This window comes from Klebsiella michiganensis (assembly GCF_002925905.1).
Classification (GTDB): domain Bacteria; phylum Pseudomonadota; class Gammaproteobacteria; order Enterobacterales; family Enterobacteriaceae; genus Klebsiella; species Klebsiella michiganensis.
In genome coordinates, this window is the sequence record NZ_PRDB01000001.1 from 530,506 (window position 1) to 545,203 (window position 14,698).

Consider the following 14,698-nt stretch of genomic DNA (forward strand, 5'->3'; position numbering starts at 1 on the left):
AGATGGGTCGACTTGTCAGCGAGCTGAGGAACCCTATGGTTTACTCCTATACCGAGAAAAAACGTATTCGTAAGGATTTTGGTAAACGTCCGCAGGTTCTGGACATACCTTATCTCCTTTCTATCCAGCTTGACTCGTTTCAGAAGTTCATCGAGCAAGATCCTGAAGGGCAGTATGGTCTGGAAGCAGCTTTCCGTTCCGTATTCCCGATTAAAAGCTACAGCGGTAACTCTGAGCTGCAGTACGTCAGCTACCGTCTGGGCGAACCGGTTTTTGACGTTAAAGAATGTCAGATCCGTGGCGTGACCTACTCGGCACCGCTGCGCGTCAAACTGCGTCTGGTGATCTACGAGCGCGAAGCGCCGGAAGGCACCGTTAAAGACATTAAAGAGCAAGAAGTCTACATGGGCGAAATTCCGCTCATGACCGACAACGGTACCTTCGTTATCAACGGTACCGAGCGCGTTATCGTTTCTCAGCTGCACCGTAGCCCGGGCGTCTTCTTTGACAGTGACAAAGGTAAGACCCACTCTTCCGGTAAGGTCCTGTATAACGCACGTATCATTCCTTACCGTGGCTCCTGGCTGGACTTCGAGTTCGACCCGAAAGACAACCTGTTTGTCCGTATCGACCGTCGTCGTAAGCTGCCGGCTACCATCATCCTGCGCGCGCTGAATTACACCACTGAGCAGATCCTTGACCTGTTCTTCGAAAAAGTGGTCTTTGAAATTCGCGATAACAAGCTGCAGATGGAACTGGTACCGGAGCGTCTGCGCGGCGAAACGGCCTCCTTCGACATCGAAGCGAACGGTAAAGTGTACGTTGAGAAAGGGCGTCGCATCACCGCACGTCACATTCGCCAGCTGGAAAAAGACGATATCAAACATATCGAAGTTCCGGTTGAGTACATCGCTGGCAAAGTTGCCTCTAAAGACTATGTTGATGAATCTACTGGCGAGCTGATCTGCCCGGCGAACATGGAGCTGAGCCTGGATCTGCTAGCCAAGCTGAGCCAGTCTGGCCATAAGCGTATCGAAACGCTGTTCACCAACGATCTGGATCACGGTCCGTACATCTCTGAGACTGTACGCGTCGACCCGACCAACGACCGTCTGAGCGCGCTGGTAGAAATCTACCGCATGATGCGCCCTGGTGAGCCGCCGACTCGTGAAGCGGCTGAAAGCCTGTTCGAGAACCTGTTCTTCTCCGAAGACCGCTACGATCTGTCCGCGGTAGGTCGTATGAAGTTCAACCGTTCTCTGCTGCGCGACGAAATCGAAGGTTCCGGTATCCTGAGCAAAGAAGACATCATCGAAGTGATGAAGAAGCTCATCGATATCCGTAACGGTAAAGGCGAAGTCGATGATATCGACCACCTCGGCAACCGTCGTATCCGTTCCGTTGGCGAAATGGCGGAAAACCAGTTCCGCGTTGGCCTGGTCCGCGTAGAGCGTGCGGTGAAAGAGCGTCTGTCTCTGGGCGATCTGGATACCCTGATGCCTCAGGATATGATCAACGCCAAGCCGATTTCTGCGGCAGTGAAAGAGTTCTTTGGCTCCAGCCAGCTGTCTCAGTTTATGGACCAGAACAACCCGCTGTCTGAGATTACGCACAAACGTCGTATCTCCGCACTCGGCCCGGGCGGTCTGACCCGTGAACGCGCAGGCTTTGAAGTTCGAGACGTACACCCGACCCACTACGGTCGCGTATGTCCAATCGAAACGCCTGAAGGTCCGAACATCGGTCTGATCAACTCTCTGTCCGTGTACGCACAGACGAACGAATACGGTTTCCTCGAGACCCCGTACCGTAAAGTGACTGACGGTGTTGTAACCGACGAAATTCATTACCTGTCTGCTATCGAAGAAGGCAACTACGTTATTGCTCAGGCGAACTCCAACCTGGATGACGAAGGCCACTTTGTAGAAGATCTGGTTACCTGCCGTAGTAAAGGCGAATCCAGCTTGTTCAGCCGCGACCAGGTTGACTACATGGACGTATCCACCCAGCAGGTGGTATCCGTCGGTGCGTCCCTAATCCCGTTCCTGGAACACGATGACGCCAACCGTGCATTGATGGGTGCGAACATGCAACGTCAGGCCGTTCCGACTCTGCGCGCTGATAAGCCGCTGGTTGGTACCGGTATGGAACGTGCTGTTGCCGTTGACTCCGGTGTAACTGCGGTCGCTAAACGTGGCGGTACCGTTCAGTACGTGGATGCTTCCCGTATCGTTATTAAAGTTAACGAAGACGAGATGTACCCGGGCGAAGCCGGTATCGACATCTATAACCTGACCAAGTACACCCGTTCTAACCAGAACACCTGCATCAACCAGATGCCGTGTGTCTCTCTGGGTGAGCCGATTGAGCGCGGTGACGTGCTGGCTGACGGCCCGTCTACCGACCTCGGTGAACTGGCGCTCGGTCAGAACATGCGCGTCGCGTTCATGCCGTGGAACGGTTACAACTTCGAAGACTCCATCCTCGTTTCCGAGCGCGTTGTCCAGGAAGACCGTTTTACCACCATCCACATTCAGGAACTGGCGTGCGTGTCTCGTGACACCAAGCTGGGGCCGGAAGAGATCACCGCCGACATCCCGAACGTGGGTGAAGCTGCGCTCTCTAAACTGGATGAATCCGGTATCGTTTATATCGGCGCGGAAGTGACCGGTGGCGATATTCTGGTTGGTAAGGTAACGCCGAAAGGTGAAACCCAGCTGACGCCGGAAGAGAAACTGCTGCGTGCGATCTTCGGTGAGAAAGCGTCTGACGTTAAAGACTCTTCCCTGCGCGTACCAAACGGTGTCTCCGGTACCATTATCGACGTTCAGGTCTTTACCCGCGACGGCGTAGAAAAAGACAAACGTGCGCTGGAAATCGAAGAGATGCAGCTCAAACAGGCGAAGAAAGACCTGTCTGAAGAACTGCAGATCCTCGAAGCTGGCCTGTTTGGTCGTATCTACGCGGTGCTGGTCTCCGGCGGTATCGAAGCTGAGAAGCTCGATAAGCTGCCGCGCGATCGCTGGCTGGAACTGGGCCTGACCGACGAAGAGAAACAGAATCAGCTGGAACAGCTGGCTGAGCAGTACGACGAACTGAAACACGAGTTCGAGAAAAAACTCGAAGCGAAACGCCGCAAAATCACTCAGGGCGACGATCTGGCACCGGGCGTGCTGAAGATTGTCAAAGTGTATCTGGCCGTTAAACGTCAGATTCAGCCCGGTGACAAAATGGCAGGTCGTCACGGTAACAAGGGTGTTATCTCTAAGATCAACCCGATCGAAGATATGCCTTACGATGAAAACGGCACGCCGGTTGACATCGTACTGAACCCGCTGGGCGTACCGTCTCGTATGAACATCGGTCAGATCCTGGAAACTCACCTGGGTATGGCTGCGAAAGGTATTGGCGAGAAAATCAACGCCATGCTGAAACAGCAGCAGGAAGTCGCCAAACTGCGCGAATTCATCCAGCGTGCCTACGATCTGGGCACCGACGTGCGTCAGAAGGTTGATCTGAATACCTTCACTGACGAAGAAGTTATGCGTCTCGCTGAAAACCTGAAAAAAGGTATGCCGATCGCAACGCCGGTCTTCGACGGTGCGAAAGAGTCTGAAATCAAGGAACTGTTACAGCTTGGTGGCCTGCCGACTTCCGGCCAGATCACCCTGTTCGACGGTCGTACCGGTGAGCAATTCGAGCGCCAGGTTACCGTTGGCTACATGTACATGCTGAAACTGAACCACCTGGTTGATGACAAGATGCATGCGCGTTCTACCGGTTCTTACAGCCTGGTTACTCAGCAGCCGCTGGGTGGTAAGGCGCAGTTCGGTGGTCAGCGCTTCGGGGAGATGGAAGTGTGGGCGCTGGAAGCATATGGCGCAGCATACACCCTGCAGGAAATGCTCACCGTTAAGTCTGATGACGTGAACGGCCGTACTAAGATGTATAAGAACATCGTGGACGGCAACCATCAGATGGAACCGGGCATGCCGGAATCCTTCAACGTACTGTTGAAAGAGATTCGCTCGCTGGGCATCAACATCGAACTGGAAGACGAGTAACTCTCGCTCAAACAGGTCACTGGTGCCGGGGTAAGACCCGGCGCCAGATTGTGCTAACTCCGACGGGAGCAAATCCGTGAAAGACTTATTAAAGTTTCTGAAAGCGCAAACTAAAACCGAAGAGTTTGATGCGATCAAAATTGCTCTGGCATCGCCAGACATGATCCGTTCATGGTCTTTTGGTGAAGTTAAAAAGCCGGAAACCATTAACTACCGTACGTTCAAACCTGAGCGTGACGGCCTTTTCTGTGCGCGTATTTTCGGGCCAGTAAAAGACTACGAGTGCCTGTGCGGTAAGTACAAGCGCCTGAAACACCGCGGTGTGATCTGTGAGAAGTGCGGCGTTGAAGTGACCCAGACTAAAGTGCGCCGTGAGCGTATGGGCCACATCGAGCTGGCGTCTCCGACCGCCCACATCTGGTTCCTGAAGTCTCTGCCGTCCCGTATCGGCCTGCTGCTCGATATGCCGCTGCGCGATATCGAACGCGTGCTGTACTTCGAATCCTATGTGGTTATCGAAGGCGGTATGACCAACCTGGAACGCCAGCAGATCCTGACTGAAGAACAGTATCTGGATGCGCTGGAAGAGTTCGGTGACGAATTTGACGCGAAGATGGGTGCGGAAGCTATCCAGGCCCTGCTGAAGAGCATGGATCTGGAGCAAGAGTGCGAAACTCTGCGCGAAGAGCTGAACGAAACCAACTCCGAAACCAAGCGTAAGAAGCTGACCAAGCGTATCAAACTGCTGGAAGCGTTCGTACAGTCTGGCAACAAGCCGGAGTGGATGATCCTGACCGTTCTGCCGGTTCTGCCGCCAGATCTGCGTCCGCTGGTTCCGCTGGATGGCGGTCGTTTCGCGACTTCTGACCTGAACGATCTGTATCGTCGCGTCATTAACCGTAACAACCGTCTGAAACGTCTGCTGGATCTGGCTGCGCCGGACATCATCGTACGCAACGAAAAACGTATGCTGCAGGAAGCGGTCGACGCCCTGCTGGATAACGGTCGTCGCGGTCGTGCGATCACCGGTTCTAACAAACGTCCTCTGAAATCTTTGGCCGATATGATCAAAGGTAAGCAGGGTCGTTTCCGTCAGAACCTGCTCGGTAAGCGCGTTGACTACTCCGGTCGTTCTGTTATCACCGTAGGTCCATACCTGCGTCTGCATCAGTGCGGTCTGCCGAAGAAAATGGCGCTGGAGCTGTTCAAACCGTTCATCTACGGCAAGCTGGAACTGCGTGGCCTCGCCACCACCATCAAAGCCGCTAAGAAAATGGTTGAGCGTGAAGAAGCTGTCGTTTGGGATATCCTGGACGAAGTGATCCGCGAACACCCGGTACTGCTGAACCGTGCACCAACCCTGCACCGTCTGGGTATCCAGGCATTTGAGCCGGTACTGATCGAAGGTAAAGCTATTCAGCTGCACCCGCTGGTTTGTGCGGCATACAACGCCGACTTCGATGGTGACCAGATGGCTGTTCACGTACCGCTGACGCTGGAAGCCCAGCTCGAAGCGCGTGCGCTGATGATGTCTACCAACAACATCCTGTCTCCGGCGAACGGCGAACCAATCATCGTTCCGTCTCAGGACGTTGTACTGGGTCTGTACTACATGACCCGTGACTGTGTTAACGCCAAAGGCGAAGGCATGGTGCTGACTGGCCCGAAAGAAGCTGAGCGTATTTATCGCGCTGGCCTGGCCTCTCTGCATGCGCGCGTTAAAGTGCGTATCACCGAATACGAAAAAGATGAAAACGGCGAGTTCGTTGCGAAAACCAGCCTGAAAGATACGACCGTTGGTCGTGCCATTCTGTGGATGATCGTACCGAAAGGTCTGCCTTTCTCCATCGTCAACCAGGCGCTGGGCAAGAAAGCCATCTCTAAGATGCTGAACACCTGCTACCGTATTCTGGGCCTGAAACCGACCGTTATTTTTGCGGACCAGACGATGTACACCGGCTTTGCTTATGCAGCGCGCTCAGGTGCATCCGTTGGTATCGATGACATGGTCATCCCGGAGAAAAAATACGAGATCATCAGCGAAGCGGAAGCGGAAGTTGCTGAGATTCAGGAGCAGTTCCAGTCGGGTCTGGTTACCGCTGGCGAACGCTACAACAAAGTTATCGATATCTGGGCCGCGGCGAACGATCGTGTATCCAAAGCGATGATGGACAACCTGCAAACTGAAACCGTTATTAACCGTAACGGCGAAGAAGAGCAGCAGGTCTCCTTCAACAGCATTTACATGATGGCCGACTCCGGTGCGCGTGGTTCTGCTGCACAGATTCGTCAGCTTGCCGGTATGCGTGGTCTGATGGCGAAGCCGGATGGCTCCATCATCGAAACGCCAATCACCGCGAACTTCCGTGAAGGTCTGAACGTACTCCAGTACTTCATCTCCACGCACGGTGCGCGTAAAGGTCTGGCGGATACCGCACTGAAAACGGCGAACTCCGGTTACCTGACTCGTCGTCTGGTTGACGTTGCGCAGGACCTGGTCGTGACTGAAGACGACTGTGGCACCCTGGAAGGCATCACCATGACCCCGGTTATCGAGGGTGGCGATGTTAAAGAGCCGCTGCGCGATCGCGTACTGGGTCGTGTGACCGCTGAAGACGTTCTGAAGCCGGGTACGGCGGACATTCTGGTTCCACGCAACACGCTGCTGCACGAGCACTGGTGCGATCTGCTGGAAGAGAACTCCGTTGACTCCGTCAAAGTGCGTTCCGTTGTATCCTGTGACACCGACTTTGGTGTATGTGCGCACTGCTACGGTCGTGACCTGGCGCGTGGCCACATCATCAACAAAGGTGAGGCTATCGGCGTTATCGCGGCACAGTCCATCGGTGAGCCGGGTACACAGCTGACGATGCGTACGTTCCACATCGGTGGTGCGGCATCTCGTGCGGCTGCTGAGTCCAGCATCCAGGTGAAAAACAAAGGTAGCATCCGTCTGAGCAATGCGAAGTCGGTTGTGAACTCCAGCGGTAAGCTGGTTATTACTTCCCGTAATACCGAGCTGAAGCTGATCGACGAATTCGGTCGTACCAAAGAGAGCTATAAAGTGCCTTACGGCTCTGTTATGGCGAAAGGTGATGGCGAGCAGGTTGCCGGCGGTGAAACCGTAGCAAACTGGGATCCGCACACCATGCCGGTTATCACCGAAGTGAGTGGTTTTGTCCGCTTCACTGACATGATTGACGGCCAGACCATTACTCGTCAGACCGACGAGCTGACCGGTCTGTCTTCTCTGGTGGTTCTGGATTCTGCAGAGCGTACCACTGGCGGTAAAGATCTGCGTCCGGCGCTGAAAATCGTTGATGCTCAGGGCAATGACGTTCTGATCCCTGGCACCGATATGCCTGCGCAGTACTTCCTGCCGGGTAAAGCGATTGTTCAGCTGGAAGATGGCGTCCAGATCAGTTCTGGTGACACCCTGGCGCGTGTACCGCAGGAATCCGGCGGTACCAAGGACATCACCGGTGGTCTGCCGCGCGTTGCCGACCTGTTCGAAGCGCGTCGTCCGAAAGAGCCGGCAATCCTGGCTGAAATCAGCGGCATCATTTCCTTCGGTAAAGAAACCAAAGGGAAACGTCGTCTGGTTATCACCCCGGTAGACGGTAGCGATCCGTACGAAGAGATGATTCCTAAGTGGCGTCAGCTCAACGTGTTCGAAGGTGAACGCGTAGAACGTGGTGACGTGGTTTCCGACGGTCCGGAAGCGCCGCACGACATTCTGCGTCTGCGTGGCGTGCATGCTGTGACTCGTTACATCGTTAACGAAGTTCAGGACGTATACCGTCTGCAGGGCGTTAAGATTAACGATAAGCACATCGAAGTTATCGTTCGTCAGATGCTGCGTAAAGCGACCATCGAAAGCGCCGGTAGCTCCGACTTCCTGGAAGGCGAACAGGTTGAATACTCTCGCGTTAAGATTGCTAACCGCGATCTGGAAGCGAACGGCAAAGTGGGTGCAACATTCTCCCGCGATCTGCTGGGTATCACCAAAGCGTCCCTGGCAACCGAATCGTTCATCTCTGCCGCATCGTTCCAGGAGACCACCCGTGTCCTGACCGAAGCAGCCGTTGCGGGTAAACGCGACGAACTGCGTGGCCTGAAAGAGAACGTTATCGTGGGTCGTCTGATCCCGGCCGGTACCGGTTATGCGTACCACCAGGATCGTATGCGCCGTCGCGCAGCGGGCGAACTGCCAGCAGCGCCGCAGGTCAGCGTGGAAGAAGCTTCTGCTAACCTGGCAGAACTGCTGAACGCGGGTCTGGGCGGTTCTGACAACGATTAATCGTTGATTCGCTAAACGCTCAAAAAGCCAGTCAGGTCACCTGACTGGCTTTTTTATTGCCTGCCAGTTTATTCCGTCTACTTTTTTATTACATTTTATTGATGTAATAGCTGCAATTAATTAGCAAATATAAACCACTCCTATAATGATTTATTTCCATGACTGTTTTTCATCTTCAATGAAAGGGTGAAAATTCTACGCGTGTCAAAAAATAAGCACCGCAAACGCTATATAGTCAAAAAACTAAAATAATCATGTGATTACTTTCCCGGTTCTTTTCGGTTTACCGCAGCCGAGGGGATTGTTACGCCTGTTAAAAGGCGATGGAGGAGGTGAACTAATAAAAACAAAGCGGAGAGTATTGTCGTTATTTAATGGATAGCTTCTGGGGGATGTATGGAATTTGCTATACAACTTATCATTATCTTAATTTGTTTGTTCTATGGTGCGAGAAAGGGCGGCATTGCGCTCGGCCTTTTAGGCGGCATTGGGCTAGTTATCCTGGTCTTTGTTTTTCACCTGAAGCTTGGAAAACCGCCCGTCGATGTCATGCTGGTCATTATCGCCGTCGTGGCGGCATCGGCGACGCTGCAGGCTTCCGGTGGTCTAGACGTGATGCTGCAGATTGCCGAGAAACTCCTGCGGCGAAACCCGAAATATGTCTCGATCGTCGCGCCATTCGTCACCTGTACGCTGACGATTCTTTGCGGCACGGGGCACGTGGTATATACCATTCTGCCGATTATTTATGATGTCGCCATCAAAAATAACATCCGTCCGGAGCGACCCATGGCCGCCAGCTCGATCGGCGCGCAGATGGGGATTATCGCCAGCCCGGTTTCCGTGGCGGTCGTCTCGCTGGTGGCAATGCTTGGCAACTTTACCTTTAACGGCAAGCACCTTGAATTTCTCGACCTGCTGGCGATAACCATTCCGTCCACGCTGCTGGGGATTCTGGCCATTGGTATCTTCAGCTGGTTTCGCGGCAAAGACCTCGATAAAGACGAAACCTTCCAGGCCTTTATTGCGGTACCGGAAAACCGTCACTACGTGTACGGGGACACGGCCACGCTGCTGGATAGAAAGCTTCCGACCAGCAACTGGGTTGCAATGTGGATTTTTCTGGCCTCAATCGCGGTTGTCGCCCTGCTCGGCGCCTTCTCCGAACTGCGTCCGGCATTCGACGGTAAGCCGCTGTCGATGGTGCTGGTGATCCAGATGTTTATGCTGCTCTCCGGGGCGCTCATCATCATCATTACGAAAACGAATCCGGCTTCGATCTCCAAAAATGAGGTGTTCCGTTCCGGGATGATCGCTATCGTTGCCGTGTACGGCATCGCGTGGATGGCGGAAACGATGTTCGGCGCGCACATGACCGAGATTAAAGGCGTGCTCGGGGAGATGGTGAAGGAGTACCCGTGGGCCTACGCTATCGTTCTGCTGCTGGTATCGAAGTTTGTCAACTCCCAGGCGGCTGCGCTGGCGGCGATCGTTCCGGTGGCGTTGGCGATCGGCGTCGATCCCGCCTACATCGTCGCTTCCGCGCCCGCCTGCTACGGCTATTACATTCTGCCGACCTACCCAAGCGATCTGGCGGCGATTCAGTTCGACCGCTCAGGTACCACGCATATCGGCCGCTTTGTGATTAACCATAGCTTTATTCTGCCAGGGCTCATTGGCGTCAGCGTCTCTTGCGTCTTTGGCTGGGTATTTGCGGCGATGTACGGATTTCTTTAAGAGGATACGGGCGCCGGTAGCGGCGCCTGTTAAATCGTTGACGTTATTGTGCGAGCGGAATTCGGCGATAGAGCTCAATCATGTCGGTAGCCAGATCCTGAATGACCATCGCGTTCATCAGGTGGTCCTGAGAGTGTACGGTAATCAGGTTAACCGGAAGCTTGCCGCTGCCTTCATCCATGCCAATCAGCTGGGTCTGGATTTTATGCGCATGCTTGACGAATTCATGGGATTCCGCCATTGCCTGTTCGGCCGCAGCAAAATCGCCTTTACGCGCCAGCTGCAGAGCGGTTAACGCCGAGCTGCGCGCAGAACCGGCGTTAACCAGCAGCTCCATGATGATTGTTTCTAAATCTTCCATCTCTTACTCCATCAGCTTCAGGGCTTTATCAAGCACGGCATCGCCTTTCATCATGCCGTAATCCATCATATCGATGACGGCGACTTTTTTACCAAACGGGTCGGCCATTGCCTGTAGCTTGGCCTGCTCGTACTTCACCTGAGGGCCGAGCAGGATAATATCGGCAGCGGCAAGATTATCTTTAAACTCGGCAACCGGTACGGCTTTGATGGAGACTTCCACGCCTTTTTGTTGCGCAGCGGCCTGCATACGTTGAACCAGCATGCTGGTGGACATTCCTGCGGCACAGCATAAAACGATATTCTTCATAATTGTTGGCCCTTATGTTCCTTGATGTACCATCTTTATCGCGGGCAGGCGGGCGGGACAACCGCTTTACGGTGATTGTGTGTAAGTCATCACAAAATAATGAAACCGGTTTCGGTTCTGGGGGAGAAAACGCTAAAAGCCGCGTCCGACAGGCCTGAAACGGTGGGCTCTGTTAAGCGCGGACGATGCGATTCTTGCCCTGCTGCTTGGCTTTATACAGCGCTTCATCAACGCGTACGACAAGCTGCTCCAGGGGCTCCATATTCCATTCCCCCAGTCCCGCGCTGAATGTGACCGTTAGCCCTTCTTCACGCCAGGAGCGCAGCGCAACGCGGGCCCGCCAGCTCTCCAGCAGCATCAGGGCGTCATCGCTATGTCCGGTGGTAAAGATCGCCGCAAACTCTTCGCCGCCGTAGCGGTAAAGCGAAATTTGCAGGGGCTGGAGGATTTGCAGCCCTTCCCGGGCGACATTGCGCAGCACGATATCGCCGTTGAGGTGACCCCAGGTGTCGTTTATCGTTTTAAAGTTATCAATATCAACCAGCGCAAGAGAGAAGGGCTGATGATCGTTCATCAGCGCGGCGATATCGCTGTCAAAGGCGCGGCGGTTCTTGCAGCCGGTTAGCGCGTCGATGGTCGCCTGGCGAACGTAGGTTAACTCGCGCTGCTTATTGCTCTCGATGGCTTTGCTGAGCATCGCTTCCAGCCGCGGGGCGCGCTGAACATCCCCGGTTTTAATCGCATTGATGATGTTCATCAACACCGTACGTGAAGCATGGCGCAGATACAGTCCAAACAGCACGATAACGATCGCGGCCAGGGCAAAGCTCCAGGCGACGATATCCGTTTCATGGCGCGTTAAGTTGACCAGCGTCGAGTTATCGACCCGATAAATAACAAACCAGTCGGGGTTGGTAAAGGAGTAGTAATAGTACCAGGTGTCCGTATTGGTATCGTAAAGCTGGCCTTCGCCGCTGGTCATTCTGTCCATCAAGGCTTCACTGACGTAGGGTTTAAATAAAGCGCCGGGGTCGGGGTGGAGAATGACTTTACCATCGCGTTGCACCACAAAAAATTCTCCCTGGACGGGTGCAACCATCTGCCGTAACGCGTAGCCCATTGAGGTGAGATCGAGATGAAACGCGAGACTGCCCTTTAGCCGTCCCTCTGGAGAAATTATGGGTTTGTAGACGGTAATCGTCGGATGATGCGTGAAGTAGTCGTTGTACGGGCTGGTATACCGACTGAAGGTACTGGCTTCCGCTTGCTTAATAAACCACGGCCTTGTTTTGGCATCGAAGGACTGGCTATCTTCGGTTTCCAGAACCTCGGGCGCGCGCAGATAGTGCCCATTGGTATCCGCCAGCGAGATGGACGAAACGGTCTGCATCATATTTTGCAACTGCATAAGCTGCATCAACCCTTTTTCCGGATTGACGTTAACCGCCTCATTCAGCGCATCGTTGCGGGCAAAGAAAGTGGCGGCACGGGTGAGGATAAAGTCGTTGCCCTGCAGCAGCGTCTCCGTGTAGTTGGTCGCCATATTGTGGGTAAAATTGCGATTAATATGATGATAATCTTCGAGAAAATCATTCCTCTGCGTCGTCGTGGCAAACACCGCTATCAGCAAGAAGCTGAATAAAATACCCGCAAATCCGATGATAATCGGCGTGGTGAAAGAGAGCTTTCTATTATGACGAGCCATGAGTCGTAAATCGTTCCAGAAGCGTTAAACCGTGGGTGGAGACGCAGGTTTAGCCAGCATGCCTGCTGAGCGAATCAGATAAAACTCCGGTAATTATAACGCTGACGTTGTGATATGGACTGATTAATATTCGATATTGATGGAATTACCGTTGCAGCGAAGAGGCGGAAGCAGGGCGAAAAGGAGGAAGAGTGAATATTCGCCCTGGTCAGCGTCCGCTGCTGACAGGGGCAGAATAGAGAAACGGGAACAGGGCCACAATCTCCCGTTTCTCTTATTACGATCGTGCATGAAGAACGTTTAAGAAATTACATTCGTTATCATGACGATTGGGAGGCGCGTCCCAGCCAGCTGTCCCAATCCTTCCATACCGGCTGTAGACCGCTGGCCACCAGCGCGCTGGCGACCTCTTCCGGGCGGCGGTCATCGTGAGGCGCGAACTGCTCCAGCTCCGGATGGTTATCGGCATACCCGCCGGGCTGGGTTTTCGAAAAGGCGCTGACGTTGTTGATGGCCAGCGGGATCACCCGATCGCGGAACCAGGGGGATTCGCGGGTGGAGAGCGAGAGTTCCACTTCCGGAGCCAGCAGGCGGAAGGCGCAAATAGTTTGCACCAGCTGCCGTTCATCCATTAATGAGGCGGGCTCGATACCTCCCGCGCAAGGCCGCAGACGTGGGAAGGAGATGGAGTAGCGGCTGCGCCAGTAATACTGCTGGAGCCACAGCAGATGCTCCGCCACCATAAAGCAGTCCACCCGCCAGCTGTCGGAAAGGCCAATAAGTGCGCCAAGGCCAATTTTATCAATCCCCGCCTGCCCAAGCCTGTCCGGAGTATCCAGCCGCCAGAAGAAGTCCTGCTTTTTCCCTTTCAGATGGTGTTTCGCATACATGCTTTCATGATAGGTCTCCTGATAGACCATCACCCCGTCCAGACCGAGGGTTTTCAGCTCGGCGTACTCTTCCATCGCCAGCGGCTGGACCTCCATATGCAGCGAGGCGAACTGGCGGCGAATCGCGGGCAGATGTTGACGAAAGTAGTCCATGCCGACCTTGCCCTGATGTTCGCCGGTCACCAGCAGCAGATGCTCAAAGCCCATTTCGCGGATCGCCGCGCATTCACGGGCTATTTCCGCCTCATCCAGAGTCTTGCGCTTGATGCGGTTACTCATTGAGAAACCGCAGTAGGTACAGTCGTTGGCGCAGAGATTAGAGAGATACAGCGGGACATAAAAGCTGACGGTATTACCAAAACGCTGGCGAGTCAGGCGCTGAGCGCGCTGGGCCAGAGGCTCCAGATAGTCCGCGGCGGCGGGGGAGAGCAGGGCCATCATATCGTCACGGCTGAGCTGTTTTGCCGCCAGGGCGCGTTCAACGTCGGCGGGGGTTTTCCCGTTGATTCGCAGGCGAATATCGTCCCAGTCCAGCTGCCGCCAACGGTCAGTGAAGGTGTTCATACCCGCGCCTCCAGAAAGCCGGTCAGCGGGCTGGTGGCCTGCGCCTGCGCGCTGCGCACGCCCGGGCCTGCCTGTCGGGCCAGCAAGCCGGCATCGATCGCTAAACGGAAGGCCCGCGCCATGGTTACCGGATCGTCGGCAACGGCGATGGCGGTATTCACCAGTACCGCGTCAGCGCCCATTTCCAGCGCCTGCGCCGCGTGGCTCGGCACGCCAATACCCGCGTCAACGACTACCGGCACCGTGGCCTGCGCGATAATAATCTCCAGCATCGCTTTAGTTTCCAGCCCCTGATTGGAGCCGATGGGCGCGCCGAGCGGCATCACCGCCGCGCAGCCCGCTTCTTCAAGGCGCTTGCACAGCACCGGGTCGGCGCCGCAGTAGGGCAGCACCACGAAGCCTTCCCGTACCAGAATCTCCGCCGCTTTCAGCGTTTCGATCGGATCGGGGAGCAGCCAGCGGGCGTCCGGATGAATTTCCAGCTTCAGCCAGTGGGTGCCCAGCGCCTCCCGCGCCAGGCGGGCGGCAAATACCGCCTCTTCCGCCGTTTTGGCGCCGGAGGTGTTGGGCAGCAGGCTAACGCCGGCCGCCAGCAGCGGCGCGAGGATCGCGTCATTATGCTGACGGAGATCGACGCGCTTCATCGCCAGCGTCACCAGCTGGCTGCCGGAGGCGCGAATGGCCTCCACCATGACGTCGGGGGCGGCGAATTTACCGGTGCCGGTGAAAAGATGTGACTCAAAGGTTTTATCCGCAATACGTAACATG

General features: G+C 54.8%; 8 protein-coding genes. 3 read left to right on the top strand and 5 right to left on the bottom strand.

Translation table 11 applies throughout. The features are described from left to right. Positions 1–35 precede the first annotated feature (35 nt). The 3 genes from rpoB to dcuB all read left to right on the top strand — a co-directional run bounded on the left by rpoB (position 36) and on the right by dcuB (position 10,101). Complete coding sequence (rpoB, locus tag CDA56_RS02615) at positions 36–4,064, top strand: DNA-directed RNA polymerase subunit beta (RefSeq protein ID WP_004097647.1); 4,029 nt, start codon at positions 36–38, stop codon at positions 4,062–4,064. A 76-nt stretch (positions 4,065–4,140) separates the two neighbouring features. Then, positions 4,141–8,364, top strand: coding sequence for a DNA-directed RNA polymerase subunit beta' (gene rpoC / locus CDA56_RS02620; RefSeq protein ID WP_004097649.1), 4,224 nt, complete (start codon positions 4,141–4,143; stop codon positions 8,362–8,364). A 396-nt stretch (positions 8,365–8,760) separates the two neighbouring features. Beyond that, positions 8,761–10,101, top strand: a complete 1,341-nt coding sequence (gene dcuB / locus CDA56_RS02625) for an anaerobic C4-dicarboxylate transporter DcuB (RefSeq protein WP_103815460.1) — start codon at positions 8,761–8,763, stop codon at positions 10,099–10,101. 43 nt (positions 10,102–10,144) lie between these two features. Here the strand turns inward: dcuB and CDA56_RS02630 are convergent, their stop codons facing one another. The 5 genes from CDA56_RS02630 to thiG form a co-directional block, all read right to left on the bottom strand. Further along, a complete protein-coding gene (locus tag CDA56_RS02630; RefSeq protein WP_004097651.1) occupies positions 10,145–10,462 on the bottom strand; it encodes a PTS lactose/cellobiose transporter subunit IIA in 318 nt (105 codons plus the stop codon). A 3-nt stretch (positions 10,463–10,465) separates the two neighbouring features. Then, positions 10,466–10,771, bottom strand: a complete 306-nt coding sequence (locus CDA56_RS02635; protein WP_004097653.1) for a PTS sugar transporter subunit IIB — start codon at positions 10,769–10,771, stop codon at positions 10,466–10,468. Between the two features lie 172 nt (positions 10,772–10,943). After that, positions 10,944–12,476, bottom strand: coding sequence for a sensor domain-containing diguanylate cyclase (locus CDA56_RS02640; RefSeq protein ID WP_064375742.1), 1,533 nt, complete (start codon positions 12,474–12,476; stop codon positions 10,944–10,946). A 320-nt stretch (positions 12,477–12,796) separates the two neighbouring features. Further along, positions 12,797–13,930 (bottom strand): 2-iminoacetate synthase ThiH, encoded by a 1,134-nt coding sequence (gene thiH / locus CDA56_RS02645; RefSeq protein WP_046878335.1) that lies wholly within the window; start codon positions 13,928–13,930, stop codon positions 12,797–12,799. Then, positions 13,927–14,697 (bottom strand): thiazole synthase, encoded by a 771-nt coding sequence (gene thiG / locus CDA56_RS02650; RefSeq protein WP_025107535.1) that lies wholly within the window; start codon positions 14,695–14,697, stop codon positions 13,927–13,929. Before thiG ends, thiH begins: the two co-directional genes overlap by 4 nt. Position 14,698: the final 1 nt, after the last annotated feature.

Excerpts from the sequence above, each read along its gene's own strand:
- dcuB (WP_103815460.1), top strand. The coding sequence starts at position 8,761 with ATGGAATTTGCTATACAACTTATCATTATCTTAATTTGTTTGTTCTAT.
- rpoB (WP_004097647.1), top strand. The coding sequence starts at position 36 with ATGGTTTACTCCTATACCGAGAAAAAACGTATTCGTAAGGATTTTGGT.
- thiH (WP_046878335.1), bottom strand. The coding sequence starts at position 13,930 with ATGAACACCTTCACTGACCGTTGGCGGCAGCTGGACTGGGACGATATT.
- thiG (WP_025107535.1), bottom strand. The coding sequence starts at position 14,697 with ATGTTACGTATTGCGGATAAAACCTTTGAGTCACATCTTTTCACCGGC.
- CDA56_RS02640 (WP_064375742.1), bottom strand. The coding sequence starts at position 12,476 with ATGGCTCGTCATAATAGAAAGCTCTCTTTCACCACGCCGATTATCATC.
- CDA56_RS02635 (WP_004097653.1), bottom strand. The coding sequence starts at position 10,771 with ATGAAGAATATCGTTTTATGCTGTGCCGCAGGAATGTCCACCAGCATG.
- CDA56_RS02630 (WP_004097651.1), bottom strand. The coding sequence starts at position 10,462 with ATGGAAGATTTAGAAACAATCATCATGGAGCTGCTGGTTAACGCCGGT.